Annotated in this window: 31 protein-coding genes; 18 read left to right on the forward strand and 13 right to left on the reverse strand. The window is 58.7% G+C overall.

The features are described from left to right. The 4 genes from Q1A51_RS09855 to Q1A51_RS09870 all read right to left on the reverse strand — a co-directional run bounded on the left by Q1A51_RS09855 (position 1) and on the right by Q1A51_RS09870 (position 3,353). Positions 1-714: an ABC transporter ATP-binding protein gene (locus Q1A51_RS09855; protein ID WP_299596679.1), complete on the reverse strand. Its 714-nt coding sequence runs from the start codon at positions 712-714 to the stop codon at positions 1-3. Next, complete coding sequence (locus tag Q1A51_RS09860; protein ID WP_299596676.1) at positions 714-1,286, reverse strand: hypothetical protein; 573 nt, start codon at positions 1,284-1,286, stop codon at positions 714-716. Before Q1A51_RS09860 ends, Q1A51_RS09855 begins: the two co-directional genes overlap by 1 nt. Beyond that, positions 1,283-2,065 carry an ABC transporter ATP-binding protein gene (locus Q1A51_RS09865; protein ID WP_299596673.1) on the reverse strand — a complete coding sequence of 261 codons (783 nt, stop codon included), beginning with the start codon at positions 2,063-2,065 and terminating at the stop codon, positions 1,283-1,285. Before Q1A51_RS09865 ends, Q1A51_RS09860 begins: the two co-directional genes overlap by 4 nt. 88 nt (positions 2,066-2,153) lie before the next feature. Further along, positions 2,154-3,353 (reverse strand): ABC transporter substrate-binding protein, encoded by a 1,200-nt coding sequence (locus tag Q1A51_RS09870; protein WP_299596670.1) that lies wholly within the window; start codon positions 3,351-3,353, stop codon positions 2,154-2,156. A gap of 158 nt (positions 3,354-3,511) precedes the next feature. Between Q1A51_RS09870 and Q1A51_RS09875 the strand changes: the two genes are divergently transcribed. From Q1A51_RS09875 to Q1A51_RS09885, 3 genes are all read left to right on the forward strand, one after another. Then, positions 3,512-4,600 (forward strand): PQQ-dependent sugar dehydrogenase, encoded by a 1,089-nt coding sequence (locus tag Q1A51_RS09875; protein ID WP_299596667.1) that lies wholly within the window; start codon positions 3,512-3,514, stop codon positions 4,598-4,600. 40 nt (positions 4,601-4,640) lie between these two features. Then, complete coding sequence (locus Q1A51_RS09880) at positions 4,641-5,021, forward strand: VOC family protein (RefSeq protein WP_299596664.1); 381 nt, start codon at positions 4,641-4,643, stop codon at positions 5,019-5,021. 271 nt (positions 5,022-5,292) lie between these two features. Then, complete coding sequence (locus Q1A51_RS09885) at positions 5,293-5,532, forward strand: hypothetical protein (RefSeq protein WP_299596661.1); 240 nt, start codon at positions 5,293-5,295, stop codon at positions 5,530-5,532. Positions 5,533-6,227: 695 nt separating this feature from the next. Here Q1A51_RS09885 and Q1A51_RS09890 read toward each other — a convergent pair. Genes Q1A51_RS09890 through Q1A51_RS09900 form a run of 3 tightly spaced genes read right to left on the reverse strand, consistent with a single transcriptional unit; the run spans position 6,228 to position 8,232 of the window. Further along, positions 6,228-6,908 (reverse strand): hypothetical protein, encoded by a 681-nt coding sequence (locus Q1A51_RS09890; protein ID WP_299197917.1) that lies wholly within the window; start codon positions 6,906-6,908, stop codon positions 6,228-6,230. Positions 6,909-6,957: 49 nt separating this feature from the next. Further along, complete coding sequence (locus Q1A51_RS09895) at positions 6,958-7,986, reverse strand: fatty acid desaturase (RefSeq protein ID WP_299596658.1); 1,029 nt, start codon at positions 7,984-7,986, stop codon at positions 6,958-6,960. Positions 7,987-8,025: 39 nt separating this feature from the next. Further along, entirely contained in the window at positions 8,026-8,232 is a 207-nt protein-coding gene (locus Q1A51_RS09900; RefSeq protein WP_299197892.1) for a cold-shock protein, read from the reverse strand. A 256-nt stretch (positions 8,233-8,488) separates the two neighbouring features. On the opposite strand from Q1A51_RS09900, the gene Q1A51_RS09905 reads away from it, so the two are divergent. Further along, on the forward strand, positions 8,489-8,614 hold the full coding sequence (locus Q1A51_RS09905; protein ID WP_299197853.1) for a hypothetical protein: 126 nt from the start codon (positions 8,489-8,491) through the stop codon (positions 8,612-8,614). A 47-nt stretch (positions 8,615-8,661) separates the two neighbouring features. Here Q1A51_RS09905 and Q1A51_RS09910 read toward each other — a convergent pair whose 3' ends face one another. Beyond that, entirely contained in the window at positions 8,662-8,898 is a 237-nt protein-coding gene (locus Q1A51_RS09910; protein WP_299197842.1) for a hypothetical protein, read from the reverse strand. Positions 8,899-9,052: 154 nt separating this feature from the next. Between Q1A51_RS09910 and Q1A51_RS09915 the strand changes: the two genes are divergently transcribed. Continuing rightward, positions 9,053-9,784, forward strand: a complete 732-nt coding sequence (locus Q1A51_RS09915; protein ID WP_299197838.1) for a Crp/Fnr family transcriptional regulator — start codon at positions 9,053-9,055, stop codon at positions 9,782-9,784. A gap of 60 nt (positions 9,785-9,844) precedes the next feature. On the opposite strand, the gene Q1A51_RS09920 is transcribed toward Q1A51_RS09915, so the two are convergent. Beyond that, positions 9,845-10,045 (reverse strand): hypothetical protein, encoded by a 201-nt coding sequence (locus Q1A51_RS09920; RefSeq protein ID WP_299197832.1) that lies wholly within the window; start codon positions 10,043-10,045, stop codon positions 9,845-9,847. 172 nt (positions 10,046-10,217) lie between these two features. After that, positions 10,218-10,634 carry a hypothetical protein gene (locus Q1A51_RS09925; protein ID WP_299197818.1) on the reverse strand — a complete coding sequence of 139 codons (417 nt, stop codon included), beginning with the start codon at positions 10,632-10,634 and terminating at the stop codon, positions 10,218-10,220. A gap of 265 nt (positions 10,635-10,899) precedes the next feature. Here Q1A51_RS09925 and Q1A51_RS09930 point away from each other — a divergent pair, with 265 nt between their 5' ends. The 8 genes from Q1A51_RS09930 to Q1A51_RS09965 all read left to right on the forward strand — a co-directional run bounded on the left by Q1A51_RS09930 (position 10,900) and on the right by Q1A51_RS09965 (position 16,829). After that, the gene (locus Q1A51_RS09930) at positions 10,900-11,190 is read left to right on the forward strand and encodes a hypothetical protein (protein ID WP_299671265.1); all 291 of its coding nucleotides are present in this window, start codon (positions 10,900-10,902) and stop codon (positions 11,188-11,190) included. Continuing rightward, positions 11,187-11,540 (forward strand): hypothetical protein, encoded by a 354-nt coding sequence (locus Q1A51_RS09935; protein WP_299197790.1) that lies wholly within the window; start codon positions 11,187-11,189, stop codon positions 11,538-11,540. The genes Q1A51_RS09930 and Q1A51_RS09935 overlap by 4 nt, the downstream gene beginning before the upstream one ends. Beyond that, entirely contained in the window at positions 11,530-12,381 is an 852-nt protein-coding gene (locus Q1A51_RS09940; RefSeq protein ID WP_299599624.1) for a hypothetical protein, read from the forward strand. Before Q1A51_RS09935 ends, Q1A51_RS09940 begins: the two co-directional genes overlap by 11 nt. Before the next feature lie 205 nt (positions 12,382-12,586). Beyond that, positions 12,587-13,669, forward strand: a complete 1,083-nt coding sequence (locus Q1A51_RS09945; protein WP_299596647.1) for a DUF1611 domain-containing protein — start codon at positions 12,587-12,589, stop codon at positions 13,667-13,669. Beyond that, complete coding sequence (locus tag Q1A51_RS09950; RefSeq protein WP_299197765.1) at positions 13,666-14,787, forward strand: alanine/ornithine racemase family PLP-dependent enzyme; 1,122 nt, start codon at positions 13,666-13,668, stop codon at positions 14,785-14,787. Before Q1A51_RS09945 ends, Q1A51_RS09950 begins: the two co-directional genes overlap by 4 nt. A gap of 65 nt (positions 14,788-14,852) precedes the next feature. After that, positions 14,853-15,098: a hypothetical protein gene (locus Q1A51_RS09955; RefSeq protein WP_299596642.1), complete on the forward strand. Its 246-nt coding sequence runs from the start codon at positions 14,853-14,855 to the stop codon at positions 15,096-15,098. A 70-nt stretch (positions 15,099-15,168) separates the two neighbouring features. After that, complete coding sequence (locus tag Q1A51_RS09960; RefSeq protein ID WP_299596639.1) at positions 15,169-15,690, forward strand: hypothetical protein; 522 nt, start codon at positions 15,169-15,171, stop codon at positions 15,688-15,690. 272 nt (positions 15,691-15,962) lie between these two features. Further along, positions 15,963-16,829: a transglutaminase family protein gene (locus Q1A51_RS09965; RefSeq protein ID WP_299197712.1), complete on the forward strand. Its 867-nt coding sequence runs from the start codon at positions 15,963-15,965 to the stop codon at positions 16,827-16,829. A gap of 209 nt (positions 16,830-17,038) precedes the next feature. Here Q1A51_RS09965 and Q1A51_RS09970 read toward each other — a convergent pair whose 3' ends face one another. Beyond that, complete coding sequence (locus tag Q1A51_RS09970) at positions 17,039-19,123, reverse strand: DUF3363 domain-containing protein (protein ID WP_299596635.1); 2,085 nt, start codon at positions 19,121-19,123, stop codon at positions 17,039-17,041. A 536-nt stretch (positions 19,124-19,659) separates the two neighbouring features. Here Q1A51_RS09970 and Q1A51_RS09975 point away from each other — a divergent pair. After that, positions 19,660-19,959, forward strand: coding sequence for a hypothetical protein (locus Q1A51_RS09975; protein ID WP_299197683.1), 300 nt, complete (start codon positions 19,660-19,662; stop codon positions 19,957-19,959). Here the strand turns inward: Q1A51_RS09975 and Q1A51_RS09980 are convergent. After that, on the reverse strand, positions 19,878-21,146 hold the full coding sequence (locus Q1A51_RS09980) for a DUF6538 domain-containing protein (RefSeq protein ID WP_299596631.1): 1,269 nt from the start codon (positions 21,144-21,146) through the stop codon (positions 19,878-19,880). The genes Q1A51_RS09975 and Q1A51_RS09980 overlap by 82 nt on opposite strands. A gap of 347 nt (positions 21,147-21,493) precedes the next feature. Between Q1A51_RS09980 and Q1A51_RS09985 the strand changes: the two genes are divergently transcribed. Continuing rightward, positions 21,494-21,649, forward strand: coding sequence for a hypothetical protein (locus tag Q1A51_RS09985; RefSeq protein WP_299596628.1), 156 nt, complete (start codon positions 21,494-21,496; stop codon positions 21,647-21,649). Between the two features lie 4 nt (positions 21,650-21,653). Here Q1A51_RS09985 and Q1A51_RS09990 read toward each other — a convergent pair whose 3' ends face one another. Beyond that, positions 21,654-22,793: a ParB/RepB/Spo0J family partition protein gene (locus Q1A51_RS09990; RefSeq protein WP_299596625.1), complete on the reverse strand. Its 1,140-nt coding sequence runs from the start codon at positions 22,791-22,793 to the stop codon at positions 21,654-21,656. A 650-nt stretch (positions 22,794-23,443) separates the two neighbouring features. Here Q1A51_RS09990 and Q1A51_RS09995 point away from each other — a divergent pair. From Q1A51_RS09995 to Q1A51_RS10005, 3 genes are all read left to right on the forward strand, one after another. Beyond that, positions 23,444-23,776 carry a hypothetical protein gene (locus Q1A51_RS09995; protein WP_299596619.1) on the forward strand — a complete coding sequence of 111 codons (333 nt, stop codon included), beginning with the start codon at positions 23,444-23,446 and terminating at the stop codon, positions 23,774-23,776. Positions 23,777-23,951: 175 nt separating this feature from the next. Then, positions 23,952-24,188, forward strand: coding sequence for a hypothetical protein (locus Q1A51_RS10000; RefSeq protein WP_299596616.1), 237 nt, complete (start codon positions 23,952-23,954; stop codon positions 24,186-24,188). Then, on the forward strand, positions 24,188-25,609 hold the full coding sequence (locus tag Q1A51_RS10005; RefSeq protein WP_299596613.1) for a hypothetical protein: 1,422 nt from the start codon (positions 24,188-24,190) through the stop codon (positions 25,607-25,609). Before Q1A51_RS10000 ends, Q1A51_RS10005 begins: the two co-directional genes overlap by 1 nt. Positions 25,610-25,830 lie beyond the last annotated feature (221 nt).

Raw genomic sequence — 25,830 nt, forward strand, 5'->3', positions numbered from 1 at the left:
TCATCCCCCCAAGAAACTCTTGCGCACTTCAGGATCGGCCAACAGTTCCTTGCCCGTCCCCGTATACGCATTGCGGCCCTGCACCAGCACATAGCCTTTGTCTGCAATTTCAAGTGCTTGGCGGGCGTTCTGTTCGACCATCAGGATCGGGATGCCAGTGCGGGCGACCTCAATGATCCGGTCAAACAACTCGTCCATCACGATGGGGCTGACCCCGGCAGTCGGCTCGTCCAGCATCAGCACCTTGGGCTGGGTCATCAACGCGCGCCCCACAGCAACCTGCTGGCGCTGTCCGCCTGACAACTCACCCGCGGGTTGGCGACGCTTTTCCTTGAGGATCGGAAACAGATCATAGACCTGCGCCATCGTGTCCGAGAAATCGTCGCGCCGGATGAAGGCTCCCATTTCGAGATTCTCCTCGACCGTCATCGAGGTGAAGATGTTGGAGGTCTGGGGGACAAACCCCATGCCCTTGGCGACCCGGTCCTGCGGGGTGAGGTCCGTAATGTCTTCACCATCCAACCGCACCGCGCCTTGGCGCACGTCCAGCATGCCAAAGACGGCTTTCATCGCCGTCGACTTTCCTGCGCCATTGGGGCCGACAATGACGGCAATTTCGCCAGGTTCAACCGCCACGGTGCAGTCGTGAAGGATGTCGGGGCCATTGCCGTAGCCGCCGGTCATGGTGTCGCCAATCAGGAAGGTGTCGGACATCACAGGCCAATCCTGTAGTCTTGCATAGCGGCGGCATGGGCGGCACGCATTTCATCTGTAATGGCTTCGACCTTGGGACCGGGCCGACCGTCGGCTTCCTTGGCGTGACGCTCTTGAACCGTGTAGATCAACAAAACCGCATCAGCACCCGGCAGTGCCTCCACGATGTACCCGCCGCGCGGGTTGTTGTCCTTGCTCAGGGCCATGAAATCGACCTGAATGCTGGCGCGTCCGTCGATGGTAGAGCCGCGCACTTGCAGGTTGCCAACGTTGGAAAAGTGCGGTGTGCCACGGCGGTACTGCTCAAAGATCATGCCGACCATGTCATTGCTGTCGATGAGCGTACGGTCGAGCGGCATGACAACTACATTTGTGGAAATCAACGGGTCGTCCGATAGGGTGAACACACCGAACAGATCGGGATAGATCGCTTGGCTAATGAAACCGCGACGCTGTTCCGCGTCCGTGCAATATTCCACACCTTCGGTAACGTCATGGCAGGTTTCCTGCGCCAGGACCGGCATTGCTGTCAGTGCGAGCGTTGCGCAATATGCAAGTGCGATGCGTTTCATGCGCCCACCTTGTCCTTGTTCTTGAGGCCGGTGCCCAGATACGCCTCGATCACCTGTTCGTTGGCTTTGATCTCGGCCAACGTGCCCTCGGCCAGTACCTTGCCCTCGGCCATGCAGATGACCGGGTCGCAGATCTTGCCGATGAAATCCATATCGTGTTCGATCACGACGAATGTGTAGTTGCGTTCCTTGTTCAGACGAAGGATGGCGTCGCCGATGGTATTGAGTAGGGTGCGGTTCACGCCTGCGCCGACCTCGTCCAGGAACACGACCTTGGCGTCGACCATCATGGTGCGTCCGAGTTCCAGCAATTTCTTTTGTCCACCTGAGACCTGGCCCGCCTTGTGGCCGGACAGATGTTCGATGGTCAGGAACTCCAACACTTCATCGGCTTTTGCAGCCAGCGCACGTTCTTCATCGGCAATGCGCTTGCGCCCGAACCATGTGTTCCAAAGCGTTTCACCTGATTGCGCGCTGGGGACCATCATCAGGTTCTCGCGACAGGTCATGGAGCTGAACTCGTGCGCGATCTGGAAGGTGCGCAGAAGCCCTTTGTGGAATAGTGTATGCGGTGGCAGGCCGGTGATGTCCTCGCCGTCCATGGTCACGCGGCCAGACGTCGGTGGAAGTACGCCTGCGATCACATTGAAAAGTGTGGTTTTTCCTGCGCCGTTCGGTCCGATCAAGCCGGTGATCGAACCGGGTTGGATTGACAGCGATGCGCCGTCAACGGCATGAAACCCGCCGAAATGTTTGTGAATGTCGTCAACGACGATCATATGTTTCCCCGTGCCGCTTTAAGAGCGGTCTTCAAGATATTGAAACAGCCCGGGAATGCCCGGGCTGTCCATCAGTTTGGATAACCGTTTAGCGGTACTTGGCCGTGGTGATTTCGCCGCCTTCGACGACGATCTGGCGGTAGTTGCCCGCCGATTCACCCGCACCGATCAGTTCCACGGCTGTGGCGCCGACATAGTCGATTTCGCCGCCGTCCTTGAGGATTTGCAAGGCCTTTGCCAGCTCACCGGGGAAGATCTGTTCGCCCGGCGCGTTGGCTACGTCCATGATATGCTCTTTGTAGTCGTTGCTGTCCTTGGAGTTGGCCGCTTGCATCGCCAGCATGATCAACGCTGCTGCATCATAGCTTTCGGGTGTGAAGGGCGAGGTGGCGTCGAACGCGTCACCAACCATCTCTTCGAACTTCGCGGCGCCCGGGCTGTCGGTGCCTGGGTGTTGACCGGTCGAGCCTTCAATCTCGTCCCCGAAGTTCTCGGCCAGCTTGGCGCTAATCATCCCGTCGGGGAAGTGGAAGGTGTCGAATGCGCCGGAATCCAATGCTGCACGCACGACGCCGGAGCCGCCCTGATCCACATAGCCTGCGACCACGAGACGCTCACCGCCAGCTGCTGCCAACGCGCCGACTTCGGCCGAGTAGTCCGCCTTGCCATCTTCATGGGCCGCGTTGATGGTTACAGTACCACCCGCGGCTTCAAAGGCGGCCTGGAACGAATCTGCCAGACCCTTGCCGTAGTCGTTGTTTGTGTAGGTTACTGCGACTTCCTTGATGCCTTCTTCCATAAGCACCTCGGTCATCACGACGCCTTGGCGCGCGTCGGAGGGCGCGGTGCGGAAGAACAAACCGTTGTCTTCATTGTCGTTGTGCGACAGGCCGGGCGAGGTCGCCGAGGGCGACACCATGACGACACCGTTAGCGACTGCCACGTTGTTCAGGATCGCGCCGGTCACACCTGAACAGTCCGCGCCCATAATGCCGTCAACTTTGTCCGAGGTTACCAGACGTTCAGCGGCTGCGGTCGCCGCACCAGCATCAACGCATGTGCTGTCCGCGCGTACCGGTGTCACGGTGGCGCTGTCCAGCAACAAGCCGGAATCGGCGACTTCTTTCATTGCCAGTTCAGCGCCATCGGCCATCGACGGTGTCAGAGATTCAATGGGGCCGGTGAAGCCCAGAATGATACCGATTTTGACTTCTTTTGCGTGTCCGTCGGCGAATGCAGTGCCGGCCATCAATGCCGTGGCGGCTGACGCCATAAGCAGTTTTTTCATTGTCTTTTCTCCCTGTGGATCATTGTCCTGCGGCGGAGCGTAAGCGGGCGATGCAAAAAAGAAAAGTCGAATAGTCCGTGGTAACCCACGGGAATGTGGGTGGACCGCGCTGGATGAATGATTAGCTAAGGTATGTACCCAAGATGGAGGATGCTCAGATGCGCCGTTTTGCTGTTTTTGCCATGACCTTTTTGCCTGTATCCGCCCTTGCGCTGGAAACGGATCAGGGGGCTGTGACGGTGACGCCGGTTGTCACGGGGCTGGATGAGCCTTGGGGGGTCGCGGAACTGCCGGATGGTTCGTTGTTGGTGACTGAACGTGATGGACGTTTGGTGCATGCGTCTGGTGGTGAAGCGAAAGCGGTGGATGGCGTGCCACGTGTTGCTGCCGCAGGGCAGGGCGGGCTTTTGGACGTTACTATTTCGCGCGACTTTGCGACTTCGCGGACCGTTTTCCTGACTTACTCCAAACCGCAGGGCCGCGGATCGGGTACCGCACTCGCAGCGGCAGAGCTGAGCACGGATGGAACACGGCTCGAAAATCTGCGTGACCTGTTTGAAAGCGCACCAGGGGGAAGCAGTGGGCGCCATTTCGGCAGTCGCGTGGTCGAAGCACCGGATGGCACTTTGTATGTGACCATCGGGGATCGAGGTGACCGCCCGTCCGCGCAGGACCGGTCCAATCACAACGGTGCAATCGTTCGAGTAAACAGGGATGGCACGGTGCCCGCAGACAATCCGTTTGTTGGCCAGGAAGGCATCCAGCCGCATATTTGGTCCTACGGGCATCGCAACCCGCAAGGGGCGGGCCTGGATGCTGATGACACGCTGTGGACAGCAGAGCACGGCGCGCGCGGCGGGGACGAGGTGAACCGCGTCCAGAAGGGGGCGAATTTCGGGTGGCCCGTGATTTCCTATGGCGTCCATTACTCCGGTGCGAAGATCGGAGAAGGCACGTCGCGAGCTGACATGGAGCAGCCGGCATTCTACTGGGACCCGTCGATGGCCCCATCCGGACTTATGATTTACCAGGGCGACATGTTTCCTGAATGGAAGGGTGACATGTTCGTTGGTTCGCTGAAGTTCAGCTACATTTCGCGACTGGCGGTGGACGACATCAGTGCCAGCGAAGTCGAGCAGATCGAAGGCGATGAAACCTTGCGTGTGCGCGACATCGTCGAGGCACCTGACGGCAGCATCCTTTTCATATCGGTCGGCAAAGGCACCGTGTACCGGATGACGCGTTGAGAGCAGTGCGATAGGGTGGCCGCGGAAGAGGAGTACACCCATGCCTATCGAACGTCTCGATCACGTGAATCTGCGCACAACGCGCCTTGCCGAAATGATCCAGTGGTACGAGGAGATCCTTGGGCTTTCAGCGGGTGTACGTCCCGCGTTCAGTATGGATGGTGCGTGGCTTTACGCTGGGGATGTTGCCGCTGTTCATTTGGTTGCGGTTGAAGACGATGGGGCTGCGGGATCTGAAACGGCCCTCAAGCTCGAACACTTTGCCTTTCGCGCCTCCGGGGATGCAGAGGCATTCCAGGATCGGCTACAACAAAGGGGTGTCGCCTATCGCCGTTCCGGCATCGAAGAGATGCATCTGTCGGCCTTCAACGTCTGGGATCCAGACGGCAATCATATTCACATTGATTTTATTGGTGAGTGAGCACCACTAGCAGAGTCTGCGGCGTGCTTGCTGCAGAGTTTTGTTTAAAAATAACTTATAAGAGGCGACGCGTCTGTTTTTGATGCCTGCCGTCGGCGGCAATGAGCAAATCGCAGTCATTTTGGTTGTCATTGGGCGTCGTGACAAACACAGTGCCATGGCGCATTGCGTCTCGGGTGATGTCTTTGGATTCTTGGTCCCGCAGTTGCGTGCTGGTTCCATGCAAAGCGGGCCGACGTTTATTGCGCGATTAAACCATAAGGTTTGCAAAATGGCTGAAGCGAGTTTTACGAACCAAGGGACTTTGATTGCTGGTGCGCGTGCGGCGCGTCTAGATGGTCGCCCGAGCGAAGCATGGCGTCTTCTGGGATTGGCCAAGGACGTAGGTAATGCGTCAGGCACGCCTGCGATCTTGATGATCGAGGCAGAGCTCTTCCATGATGCAGGCAGGGTTGAAGCGACCGCGGACCGGCTGCACAGACTGTTGGATCATGTGCCGGATCACTGTTGAGCTGTATTTCATCTGGCTGCTGGAGCGTGGCGGCGCGTGGGATTTGAATTGGCACACTCTGACGTCTTCTTATCAACCTGACGCGGGACTTGGGCCAGACCAAACAAGCCGATCACCTGCTGCAGCGGCCGGCTCGGGCATTTGAAAGCGACCCATGGCCAAGGCAACGTATGCAGCTCAACAGGCGCGTTTGGCCTATCTGATTGGTCTTTTACTTTACCGACCAACTGAGATGGCTCTGCAACAGTCTGTTTGGGAGCTTTGCCCGCCTTGAGGCCGGAAAGAACGAGACGAGCAGTTTGTCGGCGGCATTTTGCCCGATGCAAGGCTGATTTGTCGGTATGATTTGTCGCCGTGCCCGGTAAAAGCGGACAAACAGCGGATACATCAAGGTGTAAGTACCGTTCAACAGATTGAAAAATAACGCTAAGTTAAGATATGTGGCGGAGAGACAGTCCGAAGTTACCGAAACTTCGGTATATTAATACACTGTTTTTATTGCGATTAATGTCTTGCTGCGCTGCAGATTGTGCAGCAAAATGTGTAGCAGATATCGTTTTCACTCCAACCTAGCTGGAACAAGAGCACGAGTTGCTCGCTTCCGAGCAATGCCAAATGCTTTCTTTCTTTCCTGTAACCGCGCGCTCGCACGGCAGCCGAAACCGACCGCCGCGTTGAACGAGCGGTGCTTTCCGTTACAGCGCGGCCCGGATTGCGTCGCGCAGTTCCGGGTATAGAATCCAGTTTCCAGGATCCCCGTCATGTTCGGGCTCGCCCCGAAATCCAAGAACGGCGGTTCCGTCCAGATTGGTTGAAGAACCATTCGATACAGTCTCCGAGGAAAGAAAGGTGGCAATCAACCGGCCTGCACTCGCAAGCGATCTGTTGGCGGATGCACGGGACTTGTAGCCCGCGCCGTTCGCCACGCGCACCTCTGTCAAACCGTCTTCGTCTGCCAACGACAACGCCGCTAGCAATGCGCGCTGCGGGCGTGTCAGCGCCACCTGCCCGAGCGCTTCAGTGTATTCCTCGATGCTCGGCACGGATGCGCCGGTATGCGGGTCCGTTCTGCGGTTCTCGGTCATTTTGCTTTCCCGGGCGTCGATGACGTCATGCAGGGCGGTGATCGCGGCCTCTTGGGTGGCGCCGCTCGCCTCGGCGATCATGCCGCGCGCTTTCGTTGGCGGTTTGGCAAAAGCGCGGGCAACGAATTTGCCCGCGAGGAGGCCCGACTTGATCTGATATCTTCCGTGTTCGCCGACTTGGATCGGGGGCTGTGTGTCTTTCTTACTGTCCTTTGCTTTCTTCTTCTTGGTCATGCCTTTGAAGAGGTCATGGCCCGCATCTGTTCTGCCTTGTGCACTGGAACGTGTCATGGGGAATCCTTTCCCGGATTATTGAGTTTCGTGTGTCGATGTGACCGCCTTACGCGGTCAGCCGCCGTGCTTCGGCGAAGGAGACCAGCCGTCGGCCCTTTTCATCCCAGAGCGCCAGCATTGCGCAGCGCAGGCTGTCACGGAGGGTGAGACGCCGGGTATTGGCGAGAGCTTCATGGTCGCGAAGGACCTCGGGAAGACGGTAGAATGGGATTCGGCTCGCCAGGTGATGTACGTGGTGGACGCCGATATTCCCGGTGATCCAGCGCAATATGCCGGGCAGTGCATAATATGAGCTACCCTCCAGCGCTGCTTCATAAATGTTCCAATCCTCGTCGCGTTGCCAGCTGGTTTCCTCGAATTGGTGCTGAACATAGAAGAACCACATGCCGGCCATCGCGGCGAGAAGCATCGTTGGAAAAAACACGAACACCAGGACGTGCCAACCGCCGAGCCAGACGAGCGTCGCCAAAATAGCTGCGATACCGGCGTTTGTCGCGAGCGCACTCAACCAATAGCGCCACCCTGATCGCATCAAACCAACCGGCAGCCGGTACTGGATGAAAAAAGTATAAAATGGCACGACCCCGAACAGGAAGATCGGATTGCGGACAAGTCGATACAAGCTCCGGTCGATCCGCCCCTTTTCCTGATATTCTCTGACAGTCAGCGTTGGCAGATCGCCAGTGCCCCGACGGTCCAGGTTGCCGGTCGTCGCATGGTGGATCGAGTGGGTTTTGCGCCAGACATCATAGGGCGTCAGCGTCACCAAGCCAATGACACGTCCCAACCAGTCGCACGCGCGTCGACTGTGAAACAGGGATCCGTGGCCGCAATCGTGCTGGATCATGAACAGGCGGACCAGGAAGGCTGCGTTTGCTAATGCCAAGATGACGGCAAGCATTGTACTGACCGACAGCATCCACCAGGCCACAGCCCAAATCGCGACAAATGGCGCAACCGTGACAAACAACTCGAAAAGACTTCGGGCCGTGTTCGGCGTGCGGTACCGCGCCATAAGACGCGACCATTCCGAGGCCTTGCGTTTTGGTTGGGTCGTTGCGGCGGAATCGGTCATGGCGATAGGGCGCCCCATAGCAGCGCCCCGTTGCATTGTTCAGGCAAGCGCGATGTTTGTTGCGCTTTCGCGGCCGTCGCGACCTGCCTCGACATCGAAGGTCACCTTCTGATCGTCGTTCAGGGTCGTCATGCCTGCACGCTCAAGTGCGGAGATGTGCAGAAACACATCTTTCCCACCTGTTTCCGGTGCGATAAAGCCGAAGCCTTTTGTGGAGTTGAACCATTTCACTGTGCCATTGGCCATGTGAATTTTCCTTATTTGATCGCTGCCCACAATATGCGGCAGCCCGGCTTCTCACGACAGTGTCGAGCGCTGTGAGCCGGCGAAGGAAAACAGGTTTTCGAATGGAGGTCAGTAGCACATCAGACATGGTAGCTACCCAAGAGGGTTACAAGGCGCAAGCTGTCTGATTGCCGATGTTTCCTTTGCCAAGAGAGCATCAAACCCCTATGGCTCACAAGCTGCCGGATACCCTGGCAGCCAGAAAAGGAAAGCCAGAATGTCGTTCAACGACTTGGCGAAGAAAGAGGCCGCCGACAAAAAGGCCTCGCAAGAAAAAGATCCGGTAACACCGACCAAAACAGACGAAAGCGCTGCATCAGGGACCAAGTCGGTCGATCCATAGCAGGCCTGGAAGGTGCGTCGCAGAACGTCCGCTTCGCACAAACAACTCTAAGAGCGGCGCGACAGGTTTCCTCCGACGAGGATCTCGTTGATCAGATCGGCGGTTGCCGCGTGCAATTGCCGTTCCGATTCCGGACCACCTGCTTTTTCGTGGGTTTCCGCAGCATCGCGTAGAATACCGACGATCTCGCTTTCTGGAAGCACGTTGCGATCTTGTAAGGCGAGCAGCAGGGCCTCGCAAATCGAGAGGGCAGCCATGCCCGCGGGGTCTTGTTGGTCTGACATCGCAACTTTCCTTTTACTTTCGTCCCATCGTGAACGGGCGAGGTCTTGATGTTCTTTGACACTGTCATAGTGCGTTCTGTCGTCCGCACTGATCGAAAGCAGTATCTATAGAGAATTCTTCTTGGCGCATTCGCCGGTTCGAAAGGGACCAGTTATGAAAATCGAAACCAGCCCGCTCACCCGAAAGCTCTCCGCATTCGTCAAGCTTTCGGCGTCAGAACTTGGCGTGCTGGAGCGATTGCATGAGCGACGGAAATTCTTCTCCGCAGGACGTGACCTTGTGCATCAAGGCCAATCGGAACAGGCGGCCTATATTCTGGCATCGGGTTGGGTTGTGTCTTACAAGATTCAGCCTGATGGATCGCGGCAGATCGTTGATTTCCAAATACCGGGGGATTTCCTGGGGCTGCGCAGCGTTCTTCTTCACACCTCCGATCACGGGATCGAACCCATCGTCGGTATCGAGGCCGCGGAGGTTCTGGTGAGCGATCTTCTGCAAGCCTTTGCAGAGACACCACGGCTCGCCACGGCCATTCTCTGGGCCGTGTCACGCGATGAGGCGATGGTTGTCGAGCATCTGGTCGGACTGGGGCGGCGCGATGCGGATGCGCGTATGGCGCATTTCCTGCTGGAGCTTGGCGTGAGACTGTCGCTTGTAGGTATGGGGAGCAGGGAAGGCTACGCCTGTCCGCTCACACAGTATCATCTGGCAGATGCGTTGGGGTTAAGTGCCATCCACGTCAACCGCGTCCTTCGTAAGCTCCGCGAACGCGGACTCGTCACGTTTCAGGGCGGGCTAGTAACCTTCGATAACTACGAGGGGCTGGTTGCATTGGCGGATTTCGATCCGGCCTATCTCGATCAATCACGGCCTTTGTTAACGTGAAACGGCCGCCCTAAGTTTGGCTTTGGGCGGCCTTGCAGTCATTTCACAGGTTTGCCGACCTTACACCAATGCGCGGCTTGCCTGCTTGAGTTCGTTGTGTGCCTCTTCGTCGTTTTCGGCTTCATGCGCCTTCTCGGCCGCTTGATAATGCTTCAGAGCGGTCGCTTTCTTGGGACCCTCGGGTGCCTTGTCCCAGGCAGCCTTGACGGAGGCCATGTGTTTCACGGTCTGGTTTTCCTCGGTTTGGTCTTCTTCATTCATGGGAATGTCCTTTCCTGGACGGTCCGAGAAATAAGAGGCGCAGAACACATGCAGACTCTTTGGAGACTGCATGTGTCCCACGCCCCTCAGGTACTCGAAAATAATGCCAACCCAATTAGCGGTAGACATGCATCACCTAACCGGTTCGATCGCGTCTTTGCACTGACGCAGGTTAGCCCGTTTGAGCCAAATAGAAGAACCACGCTAGAACCACGACTCCAACGAGGGCAATCGTTGTCCAAGACATCGATAGCTTTGGAAAACTGTTGGTGTCTGCTTCGAGTGATTTCGGAACGCGAAGCGGCGCACGCAACGGCAACAATGAAACCAGCTTTGCTGCTCTGCCCTCGCTTGCCAGCGCCAGCGCCGGAATGTCGGTAATCGCTTCAAAATGCGTTGTCAGCCGAACTTGCGCACCCTCCCGGCCCAGACGAGCAAGCTCACGCGCCTCGGTCCAAGGCTCGAGGTCAAGGCGTGCAAGCGCAGACAAGACCGTCACGGCTGCACCGGTTCTGTCCTCGCCCAATTCCGCGAAAAGGAAGGCATCGTAGTCGCTGCCATCCGGATGAAGGACGTCTGAGGCGGACATGGGTTTCCTTTCGGCGTGCGACGGATGCGAAGACTTGCAAGCAGGTGTCTGAAGCCGCGGAACGGCTTTCCCTCTCACCCTGACAGCAAAGGACCGGACGGGGGCTAACCTCGATCAGCATCGCCCCGCGAGGGTTCGGTTAATGTGCACTTATCAGCCTTGCCTCAACGAGGCGTTCCTTTCGACGCTTGCCCCCATGGCGACGGCGGAAAGCTCAGCATTTTTTCAATGGAGACCCGGGGTGCTCACGCGTTCGACCAGATCAATGGTGACGTTTTCCAACGACTTCATGATTGGCGACAGCCAGCGGGAGCTTGCGGCCGGCACGTATGAAATCGTTGTCGAGGAAGAGCTTATGCAAGGCCTCAGCTTCGAGGCTTACCGGCGCATCGCGACATATCTGATGGTCCAGGGGCGCGGGAGCAAAGCGGGTCAAACGACGATGCAAGTGATCACACAGGAGGATCTGGAACATGCCATCGCATGTGATCAAGCCCTCCCGGAAACCACCAATGACAGCGAAGCGGCGCTTTCTCCGCAGGAGGACAAGACATGACAACACCCGAATGGCTTAAACCCGGCATTTACGGCGCGCTCCTTGGCGCGGCATTCGTCGGCATCGTTGGATTTTCCTGGGGCGGATGGATGACCGGAGGCGGCGCGGAGGAGATGGCCAATAAGATGGCGCAGGAAGAAGTGATCGCGGCGCTTGTGCCCTTCTGCCTCGACATTTCCCGCGCCGACAATGAACGCTTGGCGAAGCTCGCAACAATCCGCGAGGCGTCCTCGTTCAAGCGGCGCGACGCGGTCATGGAAACAGGCTGGGCGACGATGCCCGGATCGGATGGCCCGAACCGTGATCTGGCGCAGGCATGCATCGAAGGTCTCGACCTTGATGCATCGTAGTGGCCTCAAACTGTCGCCTATTTCGTCTAAGGGCATCGCAGGCGCGCTTGCAATGGTGTCGTCCCGCTCTGCAGTAGCCTCCGCGGAATTCCTCGCGCTCGCATTCGTCGCGCTCATCGCAATCGGATCGCCGTCTTTCGCCCAATCTCAGGCTGCCCCGATGCCCACGAATGCGCAGCCCAAAAGTTATGGCGAAGGATGGGAGTGTCATCGTGGGTACCGGCGTGACGGCGATGCCTGCCTTGCCATCATCGTTCCGGAGAACGCCTATGCCACCAACCGGACCTACGGCAAGGGCTGGGAGTGTCTGCACGGATTTCAGGAGGTCGATGGCCCGGCTTGTCTTGAGGTCGTCGTGCCCGAAGGCGGCTATCTCGACCCTTCAGGACAAAGATGGAGGTGCTTGCGCGGCTACATTAAGGTCGACGGCATTTGCCTGGAAGTTGTTGTGCCGGACAATGCGTATCTGTCGGCCGACTCCTATGGCGCCGCTTGGCTTTGCAACCGCGGCTACCAGGTCGAAGGTGAGACATGTGCCGCTATCGCGGTTCCCGACAATGCCTTTCTGAACGCGTCGTCGTATGGCCAGCCCTGGACATGTGAGCGGGGCTATTTCGAACGCGATGACATCTGTGAGGCTGTCATCGTCCCGGAGAATGCATATTTCGACGATGCAGGCTATGGCCCGGGCTGGAAGTGTCATCGCGGCTTTGCAGAGTCCAAAGACGGCTGCACAAAAATCGACCTCCCCGAGAATGCGCATCTCGACAGATCGGGAAACCGGTGGGAATGCCACAGGAATTTCCAGCGATCGCAGGGGCGTTGCGTCCTGAACGACTAGCGCGCGCAATCGAAATTGAAACGCGGCTACCGGCCCGGACGCTTCAAGTGATCGGCCCCGGATAAGCCCTTTTGGCAAAGGAATAATCATGGAATCGGACACTGCAGAAAACCCGACGGCAAGGCTATCCAAGATGGGCCCGCAAGCTCCACCTGACGTATCCGCATCCAGTCGAACTTGCGGCAGAAAAGCTATAGCAAAAGGGGTGCCCACAGCGGTTATCTATTGTGAGGGGAACTTCGGTCAGATCGACGGCAAGACCGCAAATGGGCTTGTCCGTCACAGCCAGGCCTACCGCATTCTATCGGTCATCGACGGCCGGCTTGAAGGGCGCGACAGCGGGCAGGTGCTGGACAAAGTGAGTAACGACATCCCCATTGTCGAAGACCTCGAGGCTGCGGTTACGCGAGAGGCGCATATCCCCAACACTTTGATCTATGGGATGGCCCCCTCTACAGGGAAGATGTCGCCTACAGATCGAGAGATCGTACTGGATGCAATCGCACTCGGCATGAACATCGTCAGTGGTCTGCACGAATACCTCGGTGATGACCCCGAGATCTCGAGCGCCGCAGATGCGGCCAACGTAACGATCCGCGATATCCGCAAACCCAGACCAAGCAAGGACATGCGACTGTTTGACGGAAGCGTGTCGGAGGTGAAGGCAATCCGCATTGCCGTACTCGGAACGGATTGTGCAATTGGTAAGCGGACGACAGCGACCATTCTGGCCAGGGAACTGAACGCGCGTGGTATCAAGACCGTCCTCGTCGGCACCGGCCAGACGGGACTTATGCAGGGCGCAAAATACGGCATCGCCATGGACGCCGTGCCACCGCAATTCTGCTGCGGGGAACTGGAACGCGTGATTGTCGCGGCGTCTCGCGGCGATGATCCGGACGTCATCCTGATCGAAGGGCAAGGCGCGCTGAGCCATCCGGCCTTTTGCACTTCGGCATTCATTCTGCGCGGCAGCCAGCCGCACGGTGTTGTTCTTCAACATGCGCCCAAACGCGCCCATCGCTGCGACTTTCCCGCCATGCCGATGCCCATGCCGCAAAGCGAAATCGCCCTCATCGAAGCTTTTGCCGACACACGGGTGATTGGTATCACGCTCAATCACGAAGCGATGACGGGCACCGAGGTCGATCGTGCGATTGACAGTCTTTCAAGGGATCTTGGCGTTCCGGTGACGGACGCGCTGACCCGGCCGGAAGTGCACCTCAGCGACATGGTCCTGGCCGCGTTTCCGCAGTTGCGGCCCGTGCCTCTCGCGGCCGCGGAATGACCTCGCCGCGAGTGGAAATTAATCTGGGCAAGATCCAGGCCAACGCGCGATATCTCGTCCGACGTCTTGGCGCTCGTCGAATCTCGGTCACCGGCGTGACCAAGGCAGTGTGTGGGCATCCTGACGTAGCCGAGGCAATGCTGGAAGGTGGCGTTACCGGTCTTGCAGACGCACGCATCAAAAACGTCGTTCGGATGCGGCAGGCGGGGATCACTTGCCCAATTTCAATGATCCGCGCACCGCTGCTGAGCGAGATGGAAGACGTCATCAATTCTTGTGACACGAGCTACAACACAGAGATGGCCACGATCCTGAAGCTGGGCGCAGCCGCGAATAATCAAGGTACGTCGCACGGTGTCATCCTGATGGTCGAAATGGGAGATATGCGCGAAGGCGTCATGCCCGAGGACCTTGAAGACGCCGCCGCTCGGGTCATCGCAACGCCCGGTGTTGCTCTCGAAGGCATCGCTGCAAATTTTGCCTGCATGGGCAACGTGGCGCCAACAAGCGATGACATAGCCAGGCTCTCGGGCCTGGCCGACCAAGTCGAAGGCGCCTGCGGACCCGTTGTAGATCTTGTGTCAGGAGGTGGCTCGGCCAATTTGCCATGGGCGCTCAGCGAAGTTTCAACCGGGCGGGTCAACAACCTGCGTTTGGGTGAGGCGATCCTGCTGGGCACCGACCCTGTGACAGGGCATCCGATAACTGGCCTTCATACGGACGCCTTTACCATTTTTGCCGAGGTGATCGAAACAAGCCGCAAACCAAGCCCGCTGCTGACCAGGTCAATTGCTCCGGAGCTTGGGATGCTCAAATTGGTTCGGAACGATGACCTCCGTGTCCGAACCATCCTTGCTGTCGGTCAGCAGGACACTGACGCAAGCGGCCTTACATTTCCCTCAGGAATTGTGATCATCGGCGCGACAAGCGACCACACCGTTGTCGACACAGCCAAATCCGCCGTGCCCGTTGGCTCCGAGATAAAAATGGGCATGAAATATAGCGCTCTCATGCGGGCGATGAGCGCTCCAGATGTCGCAAAGGTTGTTCATGGCAAGCAAACAATGAACGGAAAAGCCAAGGACCGAGAGACTCACCCCTTCCTGACCCTGGTATGACGTCCAGATGATCCCCCGCGGGGCCTACGAAGGTCACATTCCGCCGACTTGTCCGACACCGCGCCATGGTAAAAGGGCCGATCAGTACACATATACAGATAAGCCGCATTCGAGAATTCGAGCTTGATCGAGGCTTGGAAATTCCAGCGGAAAACCCAAAAAGGATGAAGATCATGTCTTTCAAAGACCTGACGACCAGAGCTGCTGCCATACTGAAAGCCAAACCTGCGAAACCATCGAAAAAGGAACCGGCAATCAAGGCACCGGACACTGCCGCGAAACAGGATACTCCGGGTCTGAAGAAAACCTGAAGCATGCAACGGAAGGGGCGGGTTTTGCGCCATGTCGTGGAAGACTGCTCAAGTGAAAGGATCAAACGCAATGGACGACCAAACAACCAAGACCGTCGCGGTTTTTGATCGGCCTTTCAAACTTCCCGGCTTTGACGAAACGCTTCCTGCCGGTGAGTATGATATCGAGACAGAACTCGCCTCACCACCTGATCACAAGGACCCTCAAGCCTGGAAGGCCTCTGTCGTGGTCCATCTGCATCCACGCCTGTCCCATCCGGGATTAACGCGGAGCTTGTCTGTGTCGCTTCTCGATCTTGACCGCGCCCGTGCGAGAGACAAACTGTCCGGCAAGGACCTGTCACAGGTCTTTCTCGAAGAAATGCTGACCGATCCGATGGTGCAACTCGTCATGCAGGCAGACGGGGTGTCCGAGGCGTATTTGCGCCATCTCTACTCGGGATCGCTGACGACGCAGATTGACATGGATAACGCGGACGCTGAGACCGAAAACGCAACAGCGCAGGGGGCTTCGCGGGACGCTTCGGACATTCATGACGCCGAGAATGAGGGGATGCCGTGCCGACCGCGCACTTCATCCGTTTCCGTATGATGTCCGAAATGCAATTTCAGGGACCAAATGAACGCGAGGATATGATGCAAGCAAAAGTCGACAACATCCTGATGGATCACCCCAGCCGCGCGCTTGGCGATGTGCCGAAGCCGCGGTTTTGCTTGCGTTGTGATGCTTCGTTTTGGAGCGAAGGGTTCGGCCAGCGCATCTGTGCAAAATGCAAAGGCACGACAGCATGGCGCGCGGCAGTGCCCGAAGGCGTCAGCAAAGGTCGGTCTCGCTCTGGCGGTCGGTCGACTTAGATCTGCTGCATGCCGACGATCACGATTGCACACACGACCACCTATCGCTATCGCACCGTCGTGGCCCTTGGATCACACAGGCTGATGTTGCGTCCTCGTGAAACGCGGGACCTGACATTGACGGCTTTCGATCTTGAAATCACGCCGACGGCCCGCATCGACTGGTCCCACGATGTTGCTGGAAACGCTATCGCCATCGCCAACTTTGATGTCACAACGGATACGCTTTCGATCCGGTCCCACACGACCGCCATGCTCACCGCGCCTGACTGGCCTGTCTTCCCGATCGCGGCCTCTGCGACGTCCTACCCGTTCCTTTACTCCGCCGAAGAGTGGACAGATCTCGGGGCGCTTTCTGCGCCACAATACCAAGACGACGCAGGGCGCTTGTCAAACTGGGTCGAGCAATTCGTGATGCGCAGGCCAACGGATACGCTTTCACTCCTCAAGGACGTCAGCAATGGCATCACAGCGCAGATCACATATGAGATCCGCGAGAGCGAAGGCACGCAAGGACCACTCGAAACCCTCGACCGGGGCTACGGTGCGTGTCGTGACTTTGCGGTCCTCTATGCCGAGGCTATCCGAACGCTGGGTTTCGGGGCGCGTCTGGTGTCCGGCTATCTTTACAACCCCAGTGATGACCGGCTCGGATCTGCTGGCTCGGGCTCTACACATGCATGGGTCGAAGTCTTCGTTCCCGGGGCAGGCTGGATCCCGTTCGACCCAACGAACAGGTCGGTGGGGTCGGGCAATCTGATTCCGGTGGCCGTTGCGCGGAACATATCACAGGTCGCTCCGGTAACCGGCAGCTTCCGGGGAGAAGATACAGATCTGCTTGCCATGGAGGTGGTGGTGAAAGCTGAGAGTGTATGATTGCGCAACTGCCAGATGGAGACCGAGCCACTTCAGATCAATCGCTCAGTCCCGAAGCAAAATTTGGGGATGATTGGGCGGTCCCTTTCGACGGCCCGCACTTCGGTGTTGCGCACCGATCCTGAGGCGGATCTTACTCCGGACGCGGCAACTTGGGACCATACAACCTTTTGCCGATTGCAAGCACAGGTCACCTTGGCCAAGCGCCACTACAACCCCAACCCGCGCTTCCGTCCGAACGCCCAGTCCACACCCCCACCGGGCAAACCAATTCCCGCAATCTGCTGGCCCATCCGTCGCTCCAGAACGTCGTTCCAGGGGACGAGACTGAAGCCCAAGCCATTGTCAATCATGGCGAAACGGCCGCTGGGGAGTTGGGTGCTGCCGACGAGATCGCCGCCGAAGCGGGTGCCGGGTTTGATGGGGGTCCACTCGCGGCCGCGCTCCGCAGCCATGGCGCGGCCGACGCGTTCGATCTCGCGGGCCTCCAACCGTTGCACAAGGTCGCGCGGGGCGCGGATGCGGCCTTGGCCGAGGTCTTGCGCGTCGCCGCGTTGGACGAGAACCTGCTTGCGGCGTTCCATGGCCCGCTTCATCTCCAGGCCGAAGCCCGCTTCACGCAGGTCGGGGCTGCCCTTTCGCATCAATTCCTTGTCGAGCCAGGTTGCGCAGTCATGGGACACCTGCTTGTCCAGCCCCATCGGTGACAGCATCTCCAGCCGCGCGCCTGGGCCATGTCGTTTCCGGTCATGGGCAAGCCCGCGCTCGGGCAGGTCTGGCGGCACCTTCCAGCAATCCTCGCTCCAGCGCTCCACGATCCCGGCGCGGCGTAGGGCCTCTAGGCGGCGCACGTGAGCCGCGACGAAGCGCTCCGGATCGGGTGAGATCTTCTCTTCCCGGGCAATCTCGATATGGCGGGACGGGTGGTAGGTGCCATCGCTCCCGGTCGCTGTGAGGATGTTCCGGTCGGCGGCGCGGGGCTCGGTCGGCGGCGGCGCGGCGGCCACGATCATGCCGCGGCCGATGCCGTCGCAGCGCTCGGTACGCAGCTCGATCTGATGCACGCGACCGTCCGTACCGTCGATGATCAGCTGCACCCGGTCGCCATTTCCATCGCCCGCGAGGTTACGCGCCAGCACCCGGCCGGTGATCCGTTCGCGCAGCTTGTCGCGATGGACGGCGAGTTGGGACGTACCGCGCGTCTCATCCAGGTCGTTGCCCTCAAGCGCTCGGTGCATTGACTTGATGATGTCCTCGCGCTCGCCCAGAGCACGCAGGGTACCTTCGGCGCGGTCGGAGATGTGCCATTCGCCGGACCGAACCTCTGTCGCCAGGCCCATCTTCTCGAGCCGCCTTGCACGGGCGATCAGCAGCGCGCGGTTCCGTTTCATTGTCTCCAGCGTGTCGTGATCCGGGCGGAGATCGGCGAACTCGTTGGCGGCCTCCTGCTCGGCAATCAGCATCCGGTCTAGCCGCGTGAAGCGATCCGCCTCCACCTCCCGGCGCAGCTGGTCGGTCACCTCCAGCTCGGTCTGGCGGCCCAGTTCCAGCGTCACGATCTCGCTCGCCCGCTCACGGATTCCGTGCGCGATGTAGTCGCCCGCGATGTTCAGAATCTTGCCGTTGTCGGTCACGCCGCGGACCAAAACGTGTGTGTGCAGATGCCCGGTGTTGTAGTGATCGACGGCGATCCAATCGAGGCGCGTCTGCAGATCGGCCTCCATTTGGGCCATCAGATCGCGAGTCGTCTCGCGCAGGTCGGACAGGTCGATGGCGTCCTCCGCAGAAACAATGAAGCGGAACTGGTGCCGGTCGTCGCGACCCCGGTCAAGAAAGTCCCGACCGTCGGCTGTGTCTTGATCCGCCGAATAGACCTGACCCTTCTCGCCGTCCTGCGTGACACCATCGCGCTCCAGATACCGCAGATGCGCATCGACCGCCTTTGCGCTGACAAAAGACCGCCCGCGCGCCGCACCGCGCTGCGGGTTCAGCTTCACGATCCGCGCTTTCACGGTCACCCGGCGGGCCCGCGTTCGGCTCCCGTCCAAGCCGCGGGACCACGGATTCCGGCCCTTCAACGCTGCTGCGACCTTCGCACCCCGACCGCGGGCGTTGAACCGTCCGCTTGTCTTCCTCTTCCCGGCAAGCCTGTTGGGATCGCCGCCCGCCTGGCGGATCGCCCGGTGCACATCGGCCAGAAATCCCCGTGCCGGACGACGCACGGTTGGAGCTCTCTGGGATCGATCCCGGGGTTTGCCGGGGCGGATGCGGAAGTCGGTCTCGTCGCGGGTCATGGGGTGACGATTGGGGGGCGCGTCGTGGGAATCAAGGGGCGTCCGAGGGTCGTCGCGGCGTGGCGTGCAAAGAGAAGCCACGGCGCAGCTTCACGGAGCCGCGCCGCACAATGGCACGGCGCAACATGCTGGAAACGCTCTGTAAATGGCAGCGTCAGGCACCGACGCACCGCACCGCGTGCCAACCCGGCACGCCAAAACCCCATGTGCAGACAACAGCTTAGGGCCATAGGCCCGGCCGGCGAGGAACTCGCTTTATCTTGCCATCCCCTTCCGTTCTCCTTGGCGGCTCTCCCAAGCGGCGTATCAGGTGATCTTTCGCATGATCCCAGCGAGCCAATGCTGCCGACCGAACCGGCTTGATTCGAAATACGGCAGCAGCGCTCTGAGGTGTGCCGGTCGCCGGTCGAATTCATCACGAGACGCTGGAGCGCTCGACAATCCAACTGTCCGATCTGCACGCTATGGCAAGCCGTTTTGCGAGCAGCGGGTTGATGCTCTGCACAATCCAAACGCGCCGAACCATGCTATTTCGCATGACACTGTCAGCACGCCCTTCAACGTCTCGCATGCATCCGGCCCAGCCGGTCGATACCATGCGGATCGAGGCGGCGTTGGTGAAGGTGGCGATGCTGGTCGCGGAGGACGCGGCCTTTGCGCCGCTCTTCGAGCGGTTGGAGGCAGAACTGGCCGCAGCCGTGAAGAAGGAGAGGCGACTGTCGGAAGCGCAGCGCCGGGCGCGGGCGTTGCTGGCTCAGAAGGCGATGCGGGCGACAAGCGTGGCAACGTGTTCCAGCGATGCCCCCTTGCCGTACCGTTCCCGGTCGAGCCGGTGACCAAAGAGGTCGCGGCGGATGCGGTCGTCGATCCCGGCGGCAAGCATGCGGTCCTCAAAGGTGTGGCGCAGGGAATACATCGAGTGGCGCGGCGTCTCGAGCAGGCCGTTGGCGCGGAGGAACTTGTTCACGACCGCGCTGAGGCTTGCCCGATTGCGGTAACGCGGGAAGCCGCCCGGGTACTGCTTGAAGGCCTCGAGCGAGACCCCCATCACGGGAATCACGCGGCGGGCATAGTGCGACTTCAATTGCCGTCCCTCGGGTTCGATCGAGATGTGTGGCACGTCAACATTGAGCCGGATTGTGTCCGCCGTGAGCGCTGCGCCTTCGGAGGGCCGGTAGCCCGTGTTGATCATCCCGAGCAGCAGGGCGCGGGCCTGACCGTTCAACCCGTCTAGCGCGCCTGGGGCGAGCAGCCGCGTCCTGATCCAGTCCTCGCTGAATGGCGGGCGGGTCTGCTTCTCGCCCTCCTTGAAGGACAACTCGCCGAGCGGCAGCGCCAGGCCAAGGCGCTTCATCGTGTTCACGGTCTTCATCACGTCGCCCAGATGGATCAGATCCTTGTTGGCCGAGTTCGCTGTGACCTCGCCCGCCTCGATCCGGTCGAGCCAGTATTGGCGGAAGTCCAGCATGTCGTCACGAGTGATGTTGGCGATTTCCTTGTCGCCGACGACCGCGACGAAGTTCTTCACCGCCTTCTTTCGGGGTGCTTCCCAGCGGCGGAGTTGGTCTTCGCTCTTGCCGAGGGTCTTTTCCTTGGCGAGGCCCCAGTACAGTTCCAGTGCCTTGGTGACCGTGATGCGGGGCTTGGGGACGGTGCCGAGAAGGGCGGCGGCTTCCACTGTATCGGGCTGGTTTGCAGGCGCAGGGATCGCCTCGACGCGCTCGACGACATCCTTAACCGGCAATTGGACGACAGCCCCAGCATCCAGATACCGAAAGCCCCGCGCTCGAGCCAGGTTGCGCGCGGCTTCGTAGCGGGCGTCAGCATCCGCGCTGTTCCCGGCCAGACGCGCTTCCCACGCCTCGATCATCTGGCTCCACGCGCGGTCCGCCTTGCCGCGGGCGATGGTCTCCGAGTCGGTGTGCAGGCTGATCCAGACGGTTTCGCGCGGATCGACGCCCCGATACCGGCGCGGGACACGGCGGCGGAGGTGGTAGAGACGGCCTCGTTTCGCGATGCTCATGGCGGATAAATCCCCCATTTGTGCAGCAAATTGTGTAGCAAAATGTGCAGCAAATCAAGCGGACCGAGAGCCGCCGTCAGCGCGAAAACGCCGAGTTCAACATCACTATCAGGTGCTTGAGAAGGGCCTCGTCGAACCTTTAGTGGCGGAGAGACAGGGTTTCATAGCTTGTTGTACATCAATGACTTACGCTGTTTTTTTGGCCTGTCTGTCCTTCTATCTGTCCTTTATTAGGTCCGTTCAAAATGTCCCTGTTTGGGGTGCTGGTGGGGCGTTTTGACTCACCCTGTTTTGTCAGGACAAAAACGCGGTCATATTCGCCTTGTGACCAGTGAAAGGACCGCACTATGAAGACCAAGTGGCCCACCTTCTGCCCGGATGATCTACGGGACGCGCTGGCGGAACTGGAACGCTGGCGCGCGACCCCCGGACCACAGGATATCTACAGCGCCCTGAAAGACTGGTGCGAAAAGCACAACGTGCCCCCGCCCGATCTGGATTGATCAATCACGACTTAGGAAGCTGTTTGGGGTTAACTTCAATTGGCGCTTCATCGGCGTCTTCTGCGCTGCGCAGTCGCTCTAATCCAGTGCCCAATATTTTGTGGCTGGTCTGTGCATGAAACAGCGCCATTTGGTCCAGTTGCATAAACTGATCTTCCGGCCATTCCTTAATCAGCTTTTCCAGTTCCTGCATTGAACCCTCTGCTTCAAGTAAACTGTGCCTGACCCTACGGCATAGAACCTTCAACTTTTCGGATTTACGTTGGTCCAAAAGCCATTCGTTTTCTTGGTGGTCAATGTCACGCTGAATACCCGCCGCCTGCGCCACCACCTCAGACGCAGCGCGCATCACGTCCAATGATGAACCTGACCGGCCAAGCCTACCCGCATATTTGTCCACTGAATTCCTAACGTGTTCCGCCAGCGCTACGTGCTGTTCCACTGGGACGTGTTTTTGCGCAGCGGGCGTCAGCATGGCTTCACGGAATGCTTTTTCATGCGCCGGGACATTGAACGCGGTTGCCGCTTGCGCATCATAGGTCTGGGGCTGACCGTCCACCAGCGCTTGCGCCTTGGCCATGGTTTCGGCGTCCGCATCGACATCCTGCGCCGCGCGTAGGATCAACCGGGCCATCTGGCCAGACGCCTTCAACGTGGCCACCGCAGCCCGGACCCCATCATCTTTCAGGTTCTTGCCTGCGGGGTGGTTCAGGATCGTGTTGCGCCCGACGCCTTCAGACCAGAAGTCGGACATGAAGCGGTTGTGTGTCTGCTTGGGAAATTTCCCGGACAGAACTTCCGTCGCCACAAGCCGCGTGATTGCGGCAACGCTGTCCAGTGTTGCGGCCACCACGTTTCCCCGCTGGGTCAGGTTTTCATCAGCCATGATGGCCACCATCTGAACGTCTGAATAATCGCGGACGTTCATTTCCACGTGGTCCAGCCCAGCCTTGCGCGCCGCCTCTATGCGGTGGTGGCCAGCGGCGGACTGGAAGCGGTCACCAACCTTGCGGCCTGATACCCCGCCCCAGAAGCCGGTTTCATTGATGGATGTGACCAGAACTGCAACTGCATCTTGGTCAATCGGGTAATTGTCAAAATCCCGGTATGGGTTCGGGTCGATAAGAGAGAGTAAAACAGCCATGGCTTCAACTGGTCCGTGTCAGTTCATTGGCGTGGCTATCGAAAATGAACGAAACCGATTGAAATTGATTCTGCAATACGTGCGGGTGGCCACCCTATCCCGGCGGATAACCACAAACACCGGGACGCATCCAGCATTCCAGAACATCAAAAACAGGTCAAGCGCTTGTTTTTATTGCCGGAATTGCAACTGCTAACCCGAATTCCCGCCCAAAGCGCGCCCGGAATTGAAAAAGGGTCACAGGCTAACCAAACCCGCGACCCTTTGGGATGTGATGTCTTCGGCCCGAAACACAGGGGGGCGATCAATCGACACCGACAGAATAGCAAAAATGCACAGAACGGCAATCTTTTCTGGAACCGTGTGTTTTTTTGCAATTTCAAAAAATTTGTAGTTCGCTGGGTGGGCGGTCGTCGGCGTCCATCCCCGCAGATTTTTGATCCCCCCCCGGTCATGGCTTGCCGCTTCATGTTTGCGTGACGCCACGTCATCTTTTTTCTGCTTTCGGACAAGTGATTGAATTCATTCACATTTGCATTGCGTGACAACGCGTCGTCAGGTGATGGAAATAGGATATTGTTTTCGCTTGGGAACGTCGCCTAATTCGGTCTTGCCAATGACGGCACAACGTAACCCAATAGGAAATGACAATGACTATGATGACCTCAACACACACGTTCAACACACACACCGCAGCCCTGATGGATGCGGCTGTGGCGGCGGTGTCAGCCCTGCCAGATGAAGGCTTTGTCCTTGGCTATGATGATGGCGAGTTCATGGACGCTGACACAATGGACGGGGTGACCCTGCGCCACGCAACCGTGTTTGAGCATAAAGAAGATGCGATGGCTTCCGGCTGGTTTGGTGACATGACCGACAGACCAGACGCGGCTGAAATCATGACCATGGCGCAGGCCAAGAACGTGGCGCTGGCATCTGCCAATACAATGCTGATGACAGTTGAGGCGCTGACCGGACACTGAACCAAAAGGAACCGGATGTGTGACCAACGCGGTGCGCCCGATCAGCAATGTCGATATGGGCGCACTGCGGATGATTGTCAAAGTGACGATTGATCCAGCGCTTTCCCCTTCAACGCACCCATGCACGTTCCAATGTCCCCAGTGTGACCAACGTAACGAACCAAGGAACTGAACAATGATCTTCTACCCAGCAATGAACAGCGAGGATGCGCGCGTGCGACAGGCCAGCGCTGATCTGGCGGCTGAATCCCAAGACCCGGCTGCCTATCAGGCGGTGATCTTTACCAGCGTGAGCCGCACGCAAATTCCAGCGCTTGAAAACGCCTCTACCCTGAACCCGATTGGCTGGATTTTTGTGGCGCAATTCATCTTGATCTTGGTCATGGGCTTGAAGCTGTGGGGCGTGATCTGATGACCCGTCATGAACAATGGACCACTGTGGACTGGCCTGACCTACTTGGGATTCAACCACAGGACCGCACAGACATCCTTGCAGCCCTTCCATCACTTGCGCGGTGGTATGCCTATATCATCTGGCGCAACGATCTGGGCGCACCTGTTCCCTTCTACGTTGGCAAAGGCACAGGCGCGCGCGTGCTGCAACACAGCGCCCCGTCTGAGAAGATCAACGAACGCAAAGCCCACATTTTCCGCATCCATCAAGAACGGGGCTTTGATGTCCAGTTTTCGATTGTGGACAGCTTTGAAGATGAACAAGCCGCGCTGGACTTGGAAATTGACCTTATCGCCATGATCGGGCGTAAGGAACTGGACGCTGGGCCGCTGGCGAACCGCACGGACGGTGGTGATGGCACAAGGGGACACTTTGCCCTGCGGGGCGCGGACAACCCCATTGCACGCGCTGTGGTCTCTGATGGGGTCACTTACGGTTCAATGGCGGAAGCGGCGGACGCCATCGGTGTATCTGGCGGTGCGATTGCGCAGCGGATCGGCAAAGGCTGGCCCGGTTTTTATTACGTGGATGAAGGGCAACAGGAAACGCAGGAAGGCATTCTGGGGCGCTACATGAAGGAAGTCCATGTGCCCGCAGGTGTATTCCCGTCATTATCAGAAGCCGCCCGCCAGACCGGGGAAGATGCGCGCCTGATCCATAAACACGTCGTGTTCGGGTGGGAAGGTTACTACTACACCGATGAAGGCCAGCGCCCGCGCAAGTCCCGCTTCAAGGCCTGCATGGTGGATGGCGTGGAATTTGAAAGCCATCTGGGCGCGGTGGCGGCGCTTGATCTGACACCGGGCCAGTTCCAAAAACGGCTGCGTTCCAGCAACTTTCCCGACTACATTGACCTGACCGGCACCATTGAAAAACAAGAAAAGCAATCGGTGAAGCGCACCCGCGTTTGGGCTCATGGTGTCGAGTATGAGACGATGAGCGACGCAGCAAACGCGGAAAGGATCACCGTGGGCGGCATGATCAGCCGCGCAAAATCTTCCAATTTCCCAGATGTGATAGGGGAAGGTATAGCAAAGGAAGAACGGTGCGGCGCGCTGGCCAAGAACGCGGTGGAAGTGAGGATTGACGGCGCGACCTACACCACGCTTTCCGCCGCCAGCCGCGCAACGGGATGGGACATCACCACAATCAAAACACGGTGCAAAAGCCCGTCTTTCCCGTCCTACTCATCCCCCGATGCGTCACTGGCCAAGCGCGCCAGCAAATGCGGAAAACCAAGCCTTATAGGTGTCTGCATTGATGGGGTGACCTACCGTTCCGTGAATGCAGCCCACATGGAAACAGGCGTGGCGCGGGCGATCATTAAGCGGCGCTTGGATAGTGCTGACTGGCCCAATTACCAACGGGCGGCTGCATAATGCGCGCCCGCTATTGCTATCTGGAACACCATAACGGTGGCGTGTGGCTGCGGTGCCCATCAGATCGGACCAGTTACGACTGTCGGCCCATTCCGGACTTCCATCTAGGTCGCCGTTGCCGCGATGCAGCTTCACCGAACCAGCCATTCGCCGCACGTGCGAGATCGATGCATTGCTTGAGGTCGGCAATGCGCGACGGAGCTGCCATTCGATTTTTGAGA

The sequence above is a fragment of the uncultured Tateyamaria sp. genome (assembly GCF_947496075.1).
In the GTDB taxonomy this organism is placed as follows: Bacteria; Pseudomonadota; Alphaproteobacteria; order Rhodobacterales; family Rhodobacteraceae; genus Tateyamaria.